The organism is Lacimicrobium alkaliphilum (assembly GCF_002591895.1).
Taxonomy (GTDB): Bacteria; Pseudomonadota; Gammaproteobacteria; order Enterobacterales; family Alteromonadaceae; genus Lacimicrobium; species Lacimicrobium alkaliphilum.
This window is the reverse complement of sequence record NZ_NISX01000021.1, coordinates 31,675-46,810: the sequence shown is the minus strand read 5'-3', so window position 1 is coordinate 46,810 and position 15,136 is coordinate 31,675. Positions and strand designations below refer to the sequence as shown.

Genomic DNA, 15,136 nt, shown 5'->3' with positions numbered 1-15,136 from the left:
GTCAAAACCCCTGGCGTTTAGCTGGGGGTTTCTTTTTCAGGGCTTTTTTGAGCTTCGCCAGTAAAAACCGCATCCTTTTCTTTAATATCTGTTGTTCAGCATCATCGCGGGTTTCATAACTGCTACGCAGGTAGCAGCGGGTCATTTTATCGAATTGTCTGGCAACATGAGCCGGTTGCTGTTGTTGTACCAGACTGTTGAAATCTTGTGGACCCATCCAGCGGGGGCGCTCTATATCGCTGCGTTCCAGCAATCTGAGGCCTTTATGATAGTAATAGGCGGGTGATGAATGTCTGATCACGAGCCAGTGTTTATATTGATAAATGGCTAGCAATAATGCAGTAAACAATACCAGTGCAGCTCCGGCGAGAGCGAGCCTTAAAGGGGTCACTTCTCCTAATAGGGCTTTGAGCATGTCTTCCTGATTATCACGATCAAAGCCCAGGATCCAACGGCTCCACAGGTAATCCATGTCGGCTAATAACATTCTCAGTTCGTTGACCCAGGCTAACTGTTGCAAGCGACTCAATGCTGAGCCCTGCATGAAGCTGTCTTCGTATTCCACTGCCCGTTGTAAGCCGAACTCCAAACGTAATGGAGAGACCAGGGCTGTAGGATCCAGCCGTTGCCAGCCGTTTTCTGACAACCATTCAACCCAGGCATGAGCATCATACTGGTACACGCTCATATATTCTTCACCGCGCATTTCGCCGCCCAGATAGCCTGTTACCATGCGAGCTGGAATACCACCGAGCCTGAGTGCATACGCCATGGCACCCGCATAATGAACACAAAATCCGGCTCTGTCTTCGAACAGAAATTGATCCATGGCATTGGTGGGCATAGGCGAAGGGTTCAGCGTATAGCGAAATTCCTGTTCCTGAAAATAGTTGGAGACAGCGCCGATGAATGCTTTGTCGCTATCATGCCGTTGGCGTAAATTTGCCGCCCATTCGCGGGTTCTTGGGTTTCCCTGTTCAGGCAATTGCAGATTCAGTCGTCTGTCCAATAACTCGACATCGGGTAAAAGTGGAGCCTGTGTGTATGAACGTACTCTATAGGATATACCTGATTGCAATGGATAACGGCTGATCAACTGGTATTCCCGTCCTTGCCATATAGTGTTGTCACGGGTAACAGCCAGATCCAGCCCGAACAGCCAGGGGTTCTTGCTCGGCTCGCTGAGTACCTGATACGCAATACCCGGGCCCGATGTCCGGGGAGTGAATATATGATTAGTGCGTTGATAACGTTGGCGGATCCGCTCCCGAAAAGGCGCTACTTGCCAGCTTTTGCCGTCGAAATCTTCGAGTACCAGCGCTCTCCAGTAGCGTTCACTCATTACCGGAATATCATCGTCAAAGTTAACCCGGAAGGCGAGATCCGAGGAGCGTGCAAGTTGTGATAAATCTCCCGGTGTGACTTTGTCACTGAGGCCGGTTTCACCTCCTTTTCCCACTGGCATTTGCCACATGGGGCCCAGTTTTGGGGTGACAAGAAACAGCATTATGCATAACGGGACTGCTTGCAGACAGAGTTTTCCGGTACGTTTAATTTGCCCTGACCAGGTGTTAACGGGACTGATATGAAACGCCAGACTCAGCAGAAGCATCATGGTGAGTGCGCCATATAACAGGCTAAAAGCAATATTCTGGTTAAATACCAAACCTGTGCCAATCAGAAAAAACTGAATACTGATGAGCTGAAAATAATCCCGGCGACTGGCCAGCAACATTAATTTGAGGCTGGAAGCCAATACCAGTAGGTTCAGCATGCCTAATAACAGGCCAAGCTGCCAGCCAAATGTTGCCAGCACAATTGCGCTGAGTATTGCTAACAGATTCAGGGTGCGCAATGAGATCTGGTGTTTTTGCCAATTCATAAACAGACTGAAGCGGATAATGGTGGCGCAGCAGACGATTAGTAAGATCCAGGTTTCCAGTGGTTCAGTCAGCGTGAAGCTGCTGATACAAAGCACCAGTGTCAGTAACAGATGTGCCTTGTTATAAGCAGAAGGATTCAGCCTAACCATCATTGTGCTCATTGTTGTATAGCGCCAGGGACGTCAGGCATTGGTGGCGGTGAGCACTGCTTTTACCCGGTTGAATCGTGTTATCGCCGAGCTTCAGTCCGAACCGTTGTCCGCGATTTTCCATTTCCAGTATCATAAAACACAGGTGAGACAATCGACTTTCAAGCTCGTCATCGGTTTTCGATGCCAGTCTCAGCCAGACCTCATTATTGCTGGTGCTGGAGAACTTCTTGCTGATCATCCCTTGTCCCTTGGCGACCTGCTTCCAGGCGACATGATAAAGAGGTTGACCTAGCTGATACTCCGTCAGGCTGTCGAAATCATCATAGCCTTCACCGGTGGCGACATTGCCCTCAGACTCTTCTTCTCCGGTGGCACTATAGGTAATGACAGGGCATGGCAAAGGTGAGGGGTATACCAGAACTTTGCGGTCAAAACGCAGGTGAGTCCAACAACGGAACATCCCCAGTGGAAAGTAACTGCTAAGGGTGACCCTGGGGAGTGGAAGTCGCCCTCGACGGGTAGTTGGAACGGACAGTTCTGCCGGATTGGTGAGTCTGTCGAGATCAACCGATAATTGAACTTTCTCGCCGTAGAGCCCCAGATGCAGCCGGCCATGAGCGCTATGTTTCTGCGCCGACGTATCAATCCATAAGGGCAGGCTGACACTGTCACCGGCAAAAGGGTGAGCAACCTTACCCACCATGATTTTCAGGCCTGCGAAATTCAGATAACTGCTGAGCAGACTGACAAGAAACAGTGCGAGCAGAAAAAAGCCCAGCAGTAATATTAAATTATTCTGATAGTTTGTGCCTAATACAAAAAGTGCCACGCACAAAATTAAGTACAGCATCCCGAAACGGGACGGAAAAATAAATATATTACCCAGATTTAAGCTGAAGTCGGTTGCGGGCGGGATGCGTTTATCCAGCCAGGTATTGATTTGGGGTTGAAGCGTTTTTCTGAACATGGTTTCAGGCGGCCAGTGGGTCTACCTGCTCCAGTAACCATTGACTGAGACTGGTTTGTGCAGGATGTTCTGCTAATGCTGAGCGCAGGCGGTGTTCGGCGACCGCAGGTAACACTGTCTGCACATCTTCGGGAATAAGATAGTCACGGTTGTTGACCATCGCCCAGCTCCTGGCAGCCTGCAACAGTGCTTTGCTGGCCCTGGGGGATAATGCGCTGGGAAACTTCTCTGATTCCCGGCTATAGGTAACCAGGCGCAGGATATAATCAAGAATATCGTCAGAGGCATGAACCTCACTGATTTGTTGCTGAAGTTCAATCAGGGATGTGGGGCTGATAACAGGCTGCAACTTTTCCACCTCCTTTTGTTGGGGTTGCCTGAGCATGTCTTTCTCTGCCTGCCAGCTTGGGTACCCCAGCTGAATACGCATCAGGAATCTGTCTAACTGTGATTCAGGTAGAGGATAGGTACCGGCCTGATGCTCCGGATTCTGGGTGCCGATGACAAAAAAGGGCGACGGCAATGCATGGGTCTCACCATCAAGGCTGATCTGGTGTTCCTCCATCGCCTCAAGCAGCGCGCTTTGTGTCTTCGGGCTGGCACGATTTATTTCGTCCGCCAGCACCACCTGATTAAACAGCGGCCCCGGATGAAAGTTGAAAACCTGATGTTGGGTATTAAAAATATTAACGCCTAACATATCTGCTGGTAGTAGATCGGAAGTGAATTGAATACGCGAAAAGCCAAGACCAAATACCCTCGCCAGGGCATTTGATAAAGTGGTTTTACCCATTCCTGGCAAATCTTCTATGAGCAGGTGTCCGCCAGCCAGGAGGCAAGTGAGGGCCAGTTTTATTTCCTGCTCTTTGCCAAGAATCACTTTACTGATTTGATTCACTGCCTGTTGTATTTTTGCTTGCATCGCTACCCGCCTGCTTATGAAATTAATAGTATAACAATAGCCCTTTTACGCGATGTTGGATTACGACCGGGCTCAAGGACATTGGCACTACTTTGCCACAACAACATGCCGGGGAGGTATTCCTGATGATAACCAGAGTGTATAAAAGATACTTCCGTTTTTTACCGGATACAAAAAAGGCCGGGGGCCGGCCTTTTTAATATTGGATTTTGCAGAAATTAAACGCTGTGTTTATCCAGTTGGCCTTGCTGTTTGAGCTTGGCGAATACTTTTGGTGTGCGGCCAATTCCTGTCCAGGTGTGCTCATTGCCTGCGTCATCTACAAAACGGTATTTAATCGGTCTTTTCTGCCCGGTTTTTTTATTGCCGGATGTTGCAGAGCCACCCAAGTCACTAATATCCAGGCCAGCCTCGTGCATTTGTCTGAGAATTGCATCTCTTACTGCTTGCTTCCTTTCCGTTTCTCTTCTTTTCTCAGCTTCCTGTTGTTTCTTTTTCTCAATAACATCAGCGAGTTTATCGCTAACCTGTTCCAGTTCAGATACAGAGAGTTCCTTTACGGCAGCCTGAAGGCGTCGGGCGTGGGTAAGAATCTTTATAAAATCACTCATCAAGTCACCTTTTTAGATTAATATTGAATTAGGATAAATTATTGCGGTATCAGACACTCAATTTAAAATATATTCACATTGAATATATTGCAATAAAACAAGTCGGGTTTTTATTGTTTCGGTGTCTATTCAGTGTGAAACGCAGATTTTAGCATGCATCAATTCTTTTTAGTATCGGTGAGCGTATAGCCTTAAACTTTTAAAAGACACCGAAGCCGGGGGTAAATGATAATGTCTTGTGAGATTAAGGCTGCGATTTCTATTTCATTAACTTCAGTAATAAAACGAATTAATCTGATATTTACAGCCTTGGTAACGCAGATGCCCGTTATCGGTAAATTTTACCTTGCGAATATATTGGCAGGAGTCAGTACTGATAGAAACACAGTGGCCCTTGTTAAAACAAGGCGGCTACGATCAGAAGCGGCGCTGATGTCTGTACCGAAAAATCAGTGAATCAGCGGCGCTGCATAGTACAGGTTGCCAAGTGTCAGGTTTTTGGAATTCGAATTTTCTTCTCATCGCTTTGGCGATAAAGTACCAGTGTATGACCAATAAGCTGAACATTGACTGCTTTGGCTTCCCGGCTGATGGCATCACAAATCAGACGTTTTTGCTCTTTGTCATCGGTAGGGACCTTGACCTTGATCAGCTCGTGGTGCTCAAGTGCCAGGTCGATTTCTGCCATAACGCCTTCGGTCAGGCCATTATTGCCCAGTTGTACAACGGGTTTGAGAGAGTGGGCCAGGCCTTTGAGGTATTGCTTTTGCTTGGTAGAAAGAATCATTAAGTTACAAATTTATCTGTTTATTAAACAAGCATCCCCGATTAAAGAGGGTGCCGTTGGGGTTGAAAAAAGGGTATTCTAGCGTCATCTCATCGCTATGCCTAATGACATTCTCAGGATATGACAAAAAAGACCCGATCTGCCAGCAGTGCTCGCTGGTTGAAAGAACATTTTGATGATCCCTATGTGCAAAAAGCACAGAAGCAGGGCTGGCGCTCACGGGCTGTCTTTAAGCTGGAGCAGATTCAGCAGAAGGACAGATTGATCAAACCGGCGATGACGGTCGTAGACTTAGGAGCGGCTCCTGGTGGGTGGTCTCAGTTGTCTGCACAACTGGTAGGTGATAAGGGGCAGGTGATAGCCTGTGATATTCTGCCTATGGAGCCTTTGCCCGGCGTAGACTTTCTGCAAGGGGATTTTCGCGAAGAAGCAGTGATTGACGCATTATTAAATCGAATCGGCGGAAACAATGTGGATGTGGTGTTGTCAGATATGGCACCGAACATGAGTGGAAATAATGCGGTGGATCAGGCCCGATCCATGTATCTGGTAGAATTGGCAATGGATATGTGCAGACAGGTACTAAAACCGAACGGCAGTTTTGCTGTCAAAGTATTTCAGGGCGAAGGTTTTGATGAGTTTTTTGTACAAATGAGACAGGCATTTAAGAACATTAAGACCCGTAAACCTGATTCTTCGCGGGCCAGGTCACGTGAAGTGTATCTGGTGGCGACGGGATTTAAGGCTGGATAAATTGGCTGACAAGATCAGGCCTGCTCTGTCACAAGAGTATAAACTATAGTAGTCTTGGCGCTGTCGATGGAGCCAGATTAAAGAATCTGACGTGCTTATCTGGCAGGATCTGAGAAAGCTGCCGGTTTAGACCAGAGTGGATAAACCAAAATGCGGTCGGGGAACCCCGTCTGTGATGGCAAGCCGGGTAGTTGCAACCAACAGGCGCAAACTGCCCGGCAAACAAACTGTTTTACAGAGGTTATAGCGTTGAGCGATATGGCAAAAAATTTAATTCTGTGGTTGGTGATCGCCGTTGTTCTGATGACGGTATTCCAGAGCTTTACGCCGAGCGATACTGCCGGCCGACAGTATGACTATACCCAGTTCATCAAAGAGGTGAATCAGGGGTTGATCCGCGAAGCACGCATCAGTGGTCGGGAAATTAAAGGTATTAAACGTAGTGGTGAAAACTTCGTAACCTATATACCTACTGCATATGATGAAGATCTGCTCAACGATTTATTGAAAAGTGACGTCAGAGTAATAGGTGAGCCACCGGAAAAACCTTCCATGCTGGCTAATATCTTTATCTCCTGGTTCCCGATGCTGTTGTTGATTGGTGTATGGATTTTCTTTATGCGCCAGATGCAAGGCGGCGGTGGTCGCGGCGCCATGTCTTTTGGCAAGAGTAAAGCCCGCCTTCTGGGTGAAGACCAGATAAAGACGACCTTTATGGATGTTGCCGGTTGCGATGAGGCCAAGGAAGAAGTTTCCGAACTGGTGGATTTTTTACGGGAACCGACTAAGTTCCAGAAGCTCGGTGGCAAAATTCCCACTGGTGTATTGATGGTGGGGCCTCCGGGTACGGGTAAGACGTTGTTGGCCAAAGCTATTGCCGGTGAAGCCAAGGTGCCTTTTTTCACTATCTCAGGTTCAGATTTTGTGGAAATGTTTGTGGGTGTCGGTGCCTCCAGGGTTCGTGACATGTTTGAACAGGCTAAAAAATCAGCGCCCTGCATTATCTTTATTGACGAGATCGATGCTGTTGGTCGTCAGCGTGGCGCTGGCTTAGGTGGGGGGCACGATGAGCGTGAACAGACACTTAACCAGATGCTGGTTGAGATGGATGGCTTTGAAGGTCATGAAGGCATTATTGTTATTGCCGCGACAAACCGACCCGATGTATTGGATCCGGCATTGCTGCGTCCCGGTCGTTTCGATCGTCAGGTAGTTGTTGGTCTTCCGGACATTCGTGGCCGTGAACAGATTCTCAAAGTACATATGCGCAAAGTGCCCATCTCAGATAACGTGGATGCAGCGATTATTGCCCGCGGAACACCCGGCTTTTCCGGTGCTGATCTGGCTAATCTGGTTAATGAGGCGGCATTGTTCGCAGCCCGGGCAAACCGACGCCTGGTTACCATGGAAGAGTTTGATAAAGCTAAAGACAAAATCATGATGGGTGCCGAGCGCAAGTCTATGGTGATGTCGGAAAGTGAAAAAGAAATGACCGCTTACCATGAGGCAGGTCACGCCATTGTCGGGCGCGAGGTGCCTGAGCATGATCCGGTGTATAAGGTGTCGATTATTCCCCGTGGCCGGGCACTTGGGGTAACCATGTATCTGCCTGAACAGGATAGATTCAGTTATACCAAGCAGCATATCGAAAGTATGATCTCCAGTTTATACGGAGGCCGGATAGCCGAAGATATTATTTATGGTGGCGAGAAAGTGACCACCGGCGCTTCTAATGATATCGAGCGTGCCACAGACCTGGCCCGGAAAATGGTTACTCAGTGGGGGCTGTCCGAGAAAATGGGGCCAATGCTTTATGCTGAAGAAGAGGGCGAAGTGTTTCTGGGGCGCAGTATGGCCAAAGCCAGCAACATGTCCGATGATACTGCCAGAGCCATTGACGCGGAAATCAAGGCAGTAATAGATCGTAACTACCAACGCGCTGAGAGCATTCTCAAGAATAACATGGATATTTTACATGCTATGAAGGATGCGCTGATGAAATACGAGACCATCGACGCCAAGCAGATTGACGACTTGATGGCTCGTAAAGACGTACGCCCGCCCGCTGATTGGGATGATGATAACGACAAACCCAAAGGCAATGAGCCGAGAGACTCAGGAAAAGGCGAGGATGAATCGAAGGATAAGGAAGAAAAATCGAACAATGCGGAAGTGGGTAAACCGGGAGATTTACCTGGTTAGTTAATCCACTTTATGAATAAAAAGGGGCGCTTTAGGGCGCCCTTGCTGTATGTAGTCCCAATGGATACCAGAGACAAAGATAATGAAATTTGCCAATAAAACACTGGATTTATCCATTCCCAGGGTGATGGGAATATTAAATGTAACGCCGGACTCGTTTTCCGATGGTGGCAGATATAACCACTTAGATAGCGCATTGCGTCAGACAAAGAACATGCTTTGTGAAGGGGCCGATTTTATTGATGTAGGTGGTGAATCGACCAGGCCGGGTGCAAAAAATGTTTCAGTACAGCAGGAGTTAGATCGGGTCGTTCCGGTCATAGAAGCTATCAGCCGTAATTTTGATACCCTGATTTCCATTGATACCAGCAAAGCGCAAGTGATGACCGAAGCGGTCAAAGCGGGTGCCGTCTTGATTAACGACGTACGGGCGCTACAGGAAGACGGTGCCCTGATAGCTGCCTCATCCACCAATGCGGCAGTATGTCTTATGCATATGCAGGGACAACCCCGTACAATGCAGCACCAGCCTCATTATGATGACTTGCTTGGCGACATTAGCGCGATGTTCCGACAACGACTCGAGGCTTGCAGTAAGGCAGGAATCAGACAGGAACGTGTTTTATTAGATCCGGGCTTTGGTTTTGGCAAGAGTTTGCAGCATAATTACCAGTTGTTAAACCAGCTCGGGCATTTTCACCAATTAGGCTGTCCCCTGCTGGTGGGCATGTCTCGTAAATCGATGTTGGGAAAGCTACTCAACAATGAAGTCGAAGAGCGGCTCGCGGGCAGTCTGGCTTGTGCCACTATTGCAGCAATCAAAGGTGCTCAGATTATTCGTGTACATGATGTGAAGCCCACAGCAGATGCACTAAAGGTGGTTCAGGCGACCCTGAATTCAGAAGAAAGCCGATCAAAGTCGGTATAAGGAAGACAATGAGTCAGAGAAAATATTTTGGAACAGATGGTATTCGCGGCAAGGTGGGTGAGAGCCCAATCAATCCGGAATTTGTTATCAAATTGGGCTGGGCCGCCGGCAGAGTTTTATCCGGCCGTGGCACCAATAAAGTGTTGATTGGTAAAGATACCCGGATTTCTGGCTATATGCTCGAATCCGCGTTGGAGTCGGGGCTGTCCGCCGCCGGTATCAATGTGGGATTATTAGGGCCCATGCCAACGCCGGCGATTGCTTATCTGACCAAAACTTTTCGCTCTGAGGCCGGGATTGTTATCAGCGCATCGCACAATCCCTATTATGATAACGGGATTAAGTTTTTCTCTGCCGATGGTTTTAAGTTGCCTGATGAGGTTGAAAAGGCCATTGAAGCACAAATGGAACAGCCCATGGAGTGTGTGGACTCTGACAAGTTGGGCAAGGCTATCCGTGTCGCCGATGCTGCGGGCCGCTATATAGAATTTTGTAAGGGTACATTCCCGTCAGAGTTATCTTTGACGGGACTTAAGATTGTTGTCGATTGTGCCCATGGCGCTACTTACCATATTGCGCCGAATGTACTCAGAGAGCTGGGTGCTGAGGTCATCGAAATTGGCACCTCTCCCAATGGTCTGAATATCAATGAGGAAGTGGGCGCGACATCCATGCAGGCGATCACCCAGAAAGTATTGGCGGAAAATGCCGATCTTGGTTTTGCTCTGGATGGTGACGGCGATCGGATTATGATGGTTGACCATAAGGGAAATCTGGTCGACGGTGATGAAATTGTCTATATCATCGCCCGGGACGCCCTTAAATCAGGGCGACTGAACGGTGGTGGTGTGGTCGGTACGCTGATGAGTAACCTGGGGCTGGAAGTGGCGCTGGGTCAGTTGGCTATTCCGTTTGCGCGCAGTAAGGTTGGCGATCGATATGTGATGGAACTGCTCAATGAAAAGGGCTGGAATATCGGCGGCGAAAGTTCAGGGCATGTACTGAACCTGGGCGTGGCTTCGACGGGCGACGGTATTGTGTCCGGTTTGCAGGTGTTAACCTCAATGCTGCGTGCTGATATGAACCTTTATGAACTGCGACAGGGTGTGGAAAAGTTCCCGCAAACCCTCATTAATGTGCGGTATGGTTCGGCATCCGTGCCAATTGACAGTGATGAAGTGCAAACCTCAGTTGCCGCTGCTGAGCAGTCGATGGGCGAGGAGGGCCGCGTACTGCTGCGCAAAAGTGGAACTGAGCCTCTTATCAGAGTGATGGTGGAAGCCACCGATGAAAGTGTTGCGCGAAAATGGGCAGAACACATTGCTGATTCGGTACGAAAAGTGACCGCACAGTAAAGAAACGCGCACCTGAAGCTTGTAACTTTGTGGTGGGTTGGTTAAACTCTCGCGCGCTTTGAATTGACGCGCCCGGTGAGCCTGGAGTCATGATGGCGAATGCAAATAATAACAGACGGCCGATAGTGGCAGGTAACTGGAAGATGAACGGTAACCTGGCATTGGTCAAAACAATGCAACAAAGCATCAGTAGCATCGAACTGGACAATGTCGATATTGTTGTCTGTCCTCCTGCGGTGTATATCAACGCTTTTGATGCGCCGGATTTGTTAACGGGTGCTCAGGACATCAGTCTGTTTGAGGCTGGGGCTCATACCGGTGATATTAGTGCGGGAATGTTTGCAGAACTGGGTTGTCAGTTTGTTATTGTCGGCCATTCTGAGCGGCGCACTGATCACAGTGAAAGCAATGAGTTGGTGGCAAAAAAAGCCAGCGCGGCGCTGGAACAGGGGCTAACCCCCATAGTTTGTGTCGGCGAACCCTTACAGGTACGTGAAGCCGGACAGGTTTTTGATTACGTAGCCGAACAACTGGATGCGGTTATCAGCACAATAGGGGTTGAACGCTTATCTGAGTTGGTGATTGCTTACGAACCCGTTTGGGCGATAGGCACAGGTCAGTCTGCGACGCCGGAGCAAGCACAGGATGTGCACAGATTTATCCGCGAACATCTGGCTAAGGCTGACAGTGAAGCGGGAATGAGAATCAGAATTTTATATGGCGGCAGTGTTAACGCCAGAAACGCCTCAGCACTCTTTGCTCAGGCAGATGTAGATGGCGGCCTGATAGGCGGCGCCAGTCTCAAACAAGATGAATTTTTAGCAATTTGCCAGTCGGCAAACTGATTTGAGGTAAAGCATGCTTTACGAAGTATTAATGGTGGTATATCTGCTGGTCGCGCTTGGATTAATCGGCCTGGTGCTGATTCAGCGTGGTAAAGGCGCAGACATGGGTGCCTCGTTTGGTGCCGGTGCGTCCAACACCGTATTTGGTTCAGGCGGTTCGGGTAACTTTTTAAGCCGCTTTACTGCTGTTCTGGCAACATTGTTTTTTGCCATCAGCCTGCTTCTCGGTGCGATGACGGCAGGTAATGAGAAGCAAGGTGATGAGTGGGAGAATCTCGAAGTGCCGGCCTCTGAGCAGGTACCTGCCGAGCAGGATGTTCCGGGGAATCAACCTACAGATATCCCTGACTGAGTTTATGCGGATGTGGTGGAATTGGTAGACACGCTATCTTGAGGGGGTAGTGGCCTAACGGTCGTGCGAGTTCAAGTCTCGCCATCCGCACCAAATTGAAAACCGGCGAAAGCCGGTTTTTTTATGCCCAGGGATGGACGGGCAGGTAATTATAAGCTACTTCCCTGTAGTTTACCTGCTAGGCAGGCCAGCTAAAGCTGTTCCATGGCGTTCCATACGCCATGGTGCTCCTGCATGACCTGCACTTCCGCCATCCCTGGCGGTCGTATGCCGTGGGCGCAAGGATGCGCAGGAGCGGCGATGTCTGCTATTTTGTCGGTCCGTCGGCACTCAGATAGTCTTTTAAACCACCCAGTTGCAGCCCCTGAACATGATCGACAATGGGAGCCAGCTCTTTAAACCCTTCGGGGTTGAAACCATGGACCTTGTAGGTCAGCACGATTTCAGTGCCGGTATCTGTTCCACTCAGTTTCCAGTCCAGCGCGCCATATAACCCCATTGATTGCAGTGGTCCCAGGCCTCCGGTCATGCGGAGCAGGCCCGGAGGCTGCACCACTTCAACTTGCATATGCTGAACCTGATTCTCACCGGAAATTTCGCAGAAGCAGCCCCCGGCGCTGGCTGCAATACTAAAGTTCTCCGCTTTACCAAACCAGCTGTGATCCCCTGGCCACCATTTCCCCACATCGTTGACCAGCGCACTCCAACTGACCTCAGGAGACGTGGCTACCTGAACACGGTTCTCGATAATAAAACCGTACTCGCCAATTCCTTTGACCTCAGCATGGGCGGATAAACTGATGACCATTGCCGGGACCAGGCCAGCTGATAATGCGTTCATGATGTGGTTCCTGAATGTTGTCGCTGATTATTTAATAGCCGAAAAAACGTCTTTAACCAAGGTTTTGTATCAAGGCGTTTGACAGGCCCGCCGAATCGGGTTTCACTTGAATGAAAGATTCAGTATTAGCCTATTTAATGCCACACGCAACAGAACTGACCCATCAACAATTAACTGCCAAGCCAAGTCGCCAGCGAATCAATCTGGCCATGAAGGATGATCGGGCGCTGAATTCCACATTCATCGGCCAGAACAGGGCCCGGGAAGCCTTAAAGTTTGGATTGGGGATTGATGCCCGGGGCTACAACCTTTATGTCATGGGAGAGGCGGCGACCGGACGCTTTACGCTGGTGCATGAGCATATTGCCAGTCATGTGAGTAACATGCCCAGCCCGGATGACTGGTGCTATATCAATAACTTTGAAGATGAGCGTGAGCCTTATGCTCTGCATTTGCCTGCCGGTGATAGCCGTAAGCTGCTAAAGGATATGAATGGGCTGATTGACGAGTTGCTGGATACCTTTCCTGCGGCTTTTGATAATCCCGGTTATCAGCGCAAGAAAGCCAATATTAAACGGCAGTTCGATAAGCGTTATGAAAAGGCTATCGAAGACGTTGAGCAGTTTGCACAAAGTCAGGATGTGGCCTTGTATGAGGAAAACGGTACCATCAGTTTTGCCCCGATAGTCAAAGGGAAACCGGTCAACGATGAAGAGTTCGCTAAGCTGTCAGAACCACAACGCCAGCATTTCTATGATCTGATTAATCAACTTGAAGATCGCCTTAGTGAGCAGTTACTTGAACTGCCGCAGTGGAAACGTGAGTCATCAGAAATGCAGCGCAAGCTGAAAAAAGAGACAGCGGAGCTGGGTATAAAACCGGTACTCAAGGAACTTGAACATAAATATGCCGGCGATCTCGGTATCCTTAAATCATTACGCCAGCTTAAGCCCCATCTGGTCGAGACTGTGGTGGAGATCCTGGCCGAGGAAAACAAGGAAGAAAAACAGGACGAATACGATAAGCGCTCGGTGCTGGAAGAGCAGTATCTGCCCAATATTCTGGTTAGCCACGACATTAATGATGGCGCTCCTGTGGTTTATGAGCCTAATCCAACCTATCAGAACCTGTTCGGGCGGGTGGAATACACTAATGTACAGGGTTCGGTATTCACCAATTACCGGATGATTCGTCCCGGTGCCCTGCACAAGGCTAATGGCGGATATTTGCTGCTGGATGCGGATAAAATGATTCAGCAACCTTATGTATGGGAGGCGCTGAAGCTGGCACTGATGCATGGTGAACTGAAGATGGATCCCAATCAGCATGACATCGGCATGGTCAACTCGATGACGCTGACACCACAGAGTATCCCCGTTAAAGTGAAAGTTGTGCTGATGGGGTCACGTGAGCTGTATTACAACCTGCAGGACTATGAAGACGAGTTTGATGAATTGTTTCGGGTTCTGGTGGATTTTGATTATGAAATTCCCCTCGACAAAGTCACTCTGTTCGATTTTGTTGGCCGTGTGCGCAGTCAGATTAAAGACATGGGGCTGGAGAGTATCTCTGTGAGGGCCATGTATCGACTGGTGGAGTTCAGCCTGCGCCTTGCGGAGCACCAGCATCGTTTGTCGGCTCGTTTTGCCGACGTGATTGAACTGCTGCATGAGGCCCGTTACTTTTGTTCACAGGAGCAAACCCTTGCGCTGGATGTAAGCCACATTGAAACGGCGTTGGAAGCCAAGACCCGGCGCAGTGGCCGCATCAGCCAGGCCTTACTGGATGACATCAAAGAGGGACAGATCCTGATTGAGACTGAAGGGGAGGCGATAGGCAAGGTCAATGGCCTCACTGTGCTGGAAATCGGTGACAGTCTGTTTGGTACCCCGGCTCGTATCAGCTCTACGGTATATGCAGGCGCCAATGGGGTGGTGGATATCGAACGGGAAGTTGAGCTGGGCAGACCAATTCATTCCAAAGGGGTGATGTTGCTCACCGGTTATCTGGGACACAAATATGCGCAGTGGTTCCCACTAACGTTATCTGCCAATATTGCTATTGAACAATCTTACGGCCAGATAGATGGTGACAGTGCTTCACTGGCTGAGCTGGTCGCCCTGATTTCAGCACTGACCCTGACACCGGTCAAACAGGAGCTGGCGGTAACCGGCTCTATTAACCAGTATGGTCAGGTGCAGAGTGTGGGCGGTGTGAACGAAAAAATTGAGGGCTTTTACAAGCTCTGCGCCCATCGTGGCCTGACCGGAAATCAGGGGGTAGTCATCCCCAAATCTAATCAGGTTAACCTGATGCTTGAAAAAGAAGTGATTCAGTCAGTGAAGCAGGGGCGTTTTCATATTTACGCAGTGGAAACTGTCGATCAGGCGCTTGCGGTATTAATGAACCGTGATGTAGGTGTTCTGTCCAGCCGTGGCCGTTACCCCAAAGGCACCATCAACAGCCTGGCGGTTAATCGCCTGCAACAAATAGCGCATATTGTTAATGGCTCTGATCAGGATTAACCCGCTATTTCTT

General features: G+C 49.2%; 13 protein-coding genes and 1 tRNA gene. 8 read left to right on the top strand and 6 right to left on the bottom strand.

All coding sequences use genetic code 11. The features are described from left to right. Position 1: 1 nt before the first annotated feature. From CDA54_RS16920 to yhbY, 5 genes are all read right to left on the bottom strand, one after another. Positions 2 to 2,035, bottom strand: coding sequence for a transglutaminase TgpA family protein (locus CDA54_RS16920; RefSeq protein WP_180237261.1), 2,034 nt, complete (start codon positions 2,033 to 2,035; stop codon positions 2 to 4). Beyond that, positions 2,025 to 3,002, bottom strand: a complete 978-nt coding sequence (locus tag CDA54_RS16915; RefSeq protein ID WP_099036224.1) for a DUF58 domain-containing protein — start codon at positions 3,000 to 3,002, stop codon at positions 2,025 to 2,027. Before CDA54_RS16915 ends, CDA54_RS16920 begins: the two co-directional genes overlap by 11 nt. A 4-nt stretch (positions 3,003 to 3,006) precedes the next feature. Further along, positions 3,007 to 3,924 carry an AAA family ATPase gene (locus CDA54_RS16910; protein ID WP_099036223.1) on the bottom strand — a complete coding sequence of 306 codons (918 nt, stop codon included), beginning with the start codon at positions 3,922 to 3,924 and terminating at the stop codon, positions 3,007 to 3,009. Between the two features lie 218 nt (positions 3,925 to 4,142). Then, positions 4,143 to 4,535, bottom strand: coding sequence for an H-NS family histone-like protein (locus CDA54_RS16905; RefSeq protein WP_099036222.1), 393 nt, complete (start codon positions 4,533 to 4,535; stop codon positions 4,143 to 4,145). Between the two features lie 490 nt (positions 4,536 to 5,025). Then, positions 5,026 to 5,322: a ribosome assembly RNA-binding protein YhbY gene (gene yhbY / locus CDA54_RS16895; protein ID WP_099036220.1), complete on the bottom strand. Its 297-nt coding sequence runs from the start codon at positions 5,320 to 5,322 to the stop codon at positions 5,026 to 5,028. Positions 5,323 to 5,442: 120 nt separating this feature from the next. Between yhbY and rlmE the strand changes: the two genes are divergently transcribed. The 7 genes from rlmE to CDA54_RS16860 all read left to right on the top strand — a co-directional run bounded on the left by rlmE (position 5,443) and on the right by CDA54_RS16860 (position 11,850). Further along, positions 5,443 to 6,075 carry a 23S rRNA (uridine(2552)-2'-O)-methyltransferase RlmE gene (gene rlmE, locus CDA54_RS16890; protein WP_099036219.1) on the top strand — a complete coding sequence of 211 codons (633 nt, stop codon included), beginning with the start codon at positions 5,443 to 5,445 and terminating at the stop codon, positions 6,073 to 6,075. Positions 6,076 to 6,324: 249 nt separating this feature from the next. Then, positions 6,325 to 8,277, top strand: coding sequence for an ATP-dependent zinc metalloprotease FtsH (ftsH, locus tag CDA54_RS16885; RefSeq protein WP_099036218.1), 1,953 nt, complete (start codon positions 6,325 to 6,327; stop codon positions 8,275 to 8,277). A gap of 82 nt (positions 8,278 to 8,359) precedes the next feature. Further along, positions 8,360 to 9,205, top strand: coding sequence for a dihydropteroate synthase (gene folP, locus CDA54_RS16880; protein WP_099036217.1), 846 nt, complete (start codon positions 8,360 to 8,362; stop codon positions 9,203 to 9,205). Between the two features lie 8 nt (positions 9,206 to 9,213). After that, on the top strand, positions 9,214 to 10,560 hold the full coding sequence (gene glmM, locus CDA54_RS16875; protein WP_099036216.1) for a phosphoglucosamine mutase: 1,347 nt from the start codon (positions 9,214 to 9,216) through the stop codon (positions 10,558 to 10,560). 92 nt (positions 10,561 to 10,652) lie between these two features. Then, positions 10,653 to 11,405, top strand: a complete 753-nt coding sequence (gene tpiA, locus CDA54_RS16870) for a triose-phosphate isomerase (RefSeq protein WP_099036215.1) — start codon at positions 10,653 to 10,655, stop codon at positions 11,403 to 11,405. A gap of 13 nt (positions 11,406 to 11,418) precedes the next feature. Next, the gene (gene secG, locus CDA54_RS16865) at positions 11,419 to 11,757 is read left to right on the top strand and encodes a preprotein translocase subunit SecG (RefSeq protein WP_099036214.1); all 339 of its coding nucleotides are present in this window, start codon (positions 11,419 to 11,421) and stop codon (positions 11,755 to 11,757) included. A gap of 6 nt (positions 11,758 to 11,763) precedes the next feature. Further along, positions 11,764 to 11,850: transfer RNA gene (locus CDA54_RS16860), tRNA-Leu, on the top strand. A gap of 214 nt (positions 11,851 to 12,064) precedes the next feature. Here CDA54_RS16860 and CDA54_RS16855 read toward each other — a convergent pair. Then, positions 12,065 to 12,598 (bottom strand): SRPBCC family protein, encoded by a 534-nt coding sequence (locus CDA54_RS16855; RefSeq protein ID WP_099036213.1) that lies wholly within the window; start codon positions 12,596 to 12,598, stop codon positions 12,065 to 12,067. 110 nt (positions 12,599 to 12,708) lie between these two features. Between CDA54_RS16855 and CDA54_RS16850 the strand changes: the two genes are divergently transcribed. After that, positions 12,709 to 15,123 carry a Lon protease family protein gene (locus CDA54_RS16850; protein WP_229748186.1) on the top strand — a complete coding sequence of 805 codons (2,415 nt, stop codon included), beginning with the start codon at positions 12,709 to 12,711 and terminating at the stop codon, positions 15,121 to 15,123. Positions 15,124 to 15,136 lie beyond the last annotated feature (13 nt).

What these genes read in the sequence shown, in the direction of transcription:
- CDA54_RS16905 (WP_099036222.1), bottom strand. Translation starts at nt 4,535, where the DNA reads ATGAGTGATTTTATAAAGATTCTTACCCACGCCCGACGCCTTCAGGCT.
- secG (WP_099036214.1), top strand. Translation starts at nt 11,419, where the DNA reads ATGCTTTACGAAGTATTAATGGTGGTATATCTGCTGGTCGCGCTTGGA.
- CDA54_RS16915 (WP_099036224.1), bottom strand. Translation starts at nt 3,002, where the DNA reads ATGTTCAGAAAAACGCTTCAACCCCAAATCAATACCTGGCTGGATAAA.
- yhbY (WP_099036220.1), bottom strand. Translation starts at nt 5,322, where the DNA reads ATGATTCTTTCTACCAAGCAAAAGCAATACCTCAAAGGCCTGGCCCAC.
- folP (WP_099036217.1), top strand. Translation starts at nt 8,360, where the DNA reads ATGAAATTTGCCAATAAAACACTGGATTTATCCATTCCCAGGGTGATG.
- glmM (WP_099036216.1), top strand. Translation starts at nt 9,214, where the DNA reads ATGAGTCAGAGAAAATATTTTGGAACAGATGGTATTCGCGGCAAGGTG.
- rlmE (WP_099036219.1), top strand. Translation starts at nt 5,443, where the DNA reads ATGACAAAAAAGACCCGATCTGCCAGCAGTGCTCGCTGGTTGAAAGAA.
- CDA54_RS16855 (WP_099036213.1), bottom strand. Translation starts at nt 12,598, where the DNA reads ATGAACGCATTATCAGCTGGCCTGGTCCCGGCAATGGTCATCAGTTTA.
- CDA54_RS16850 (WP_229748186.1), top strand. Translation starts at nt 12,709, where the DNA reads ATGAAAGATTCAGTATTAGCCTATTTAATGCCACACGCAACAGAACTG.
- CDA54_RS16920 (WP_180237261.1), bottom strand. Translation starts at nt 2,035, where the DNA reads ATGATGGTTAGGCTGAATCCTTCTGCTTATAACAAGGCACATCTGTTA.
- CDA54_RS16910 (WP_099036223.1), bottom strand. Translation starts at nt 3,924, where the DNA reads ATGCAAGCAAAAATACAACAGGCAGTGAATCAAATCAGTAAAGTGATT.
- tpiA (WP_099036215.1), top strand. Translation starts at nt 10,653, where the DNA reads ATGGCGAATGCAAATAATAACAGACGGCCGATAGTGGCAGGTAACTGG.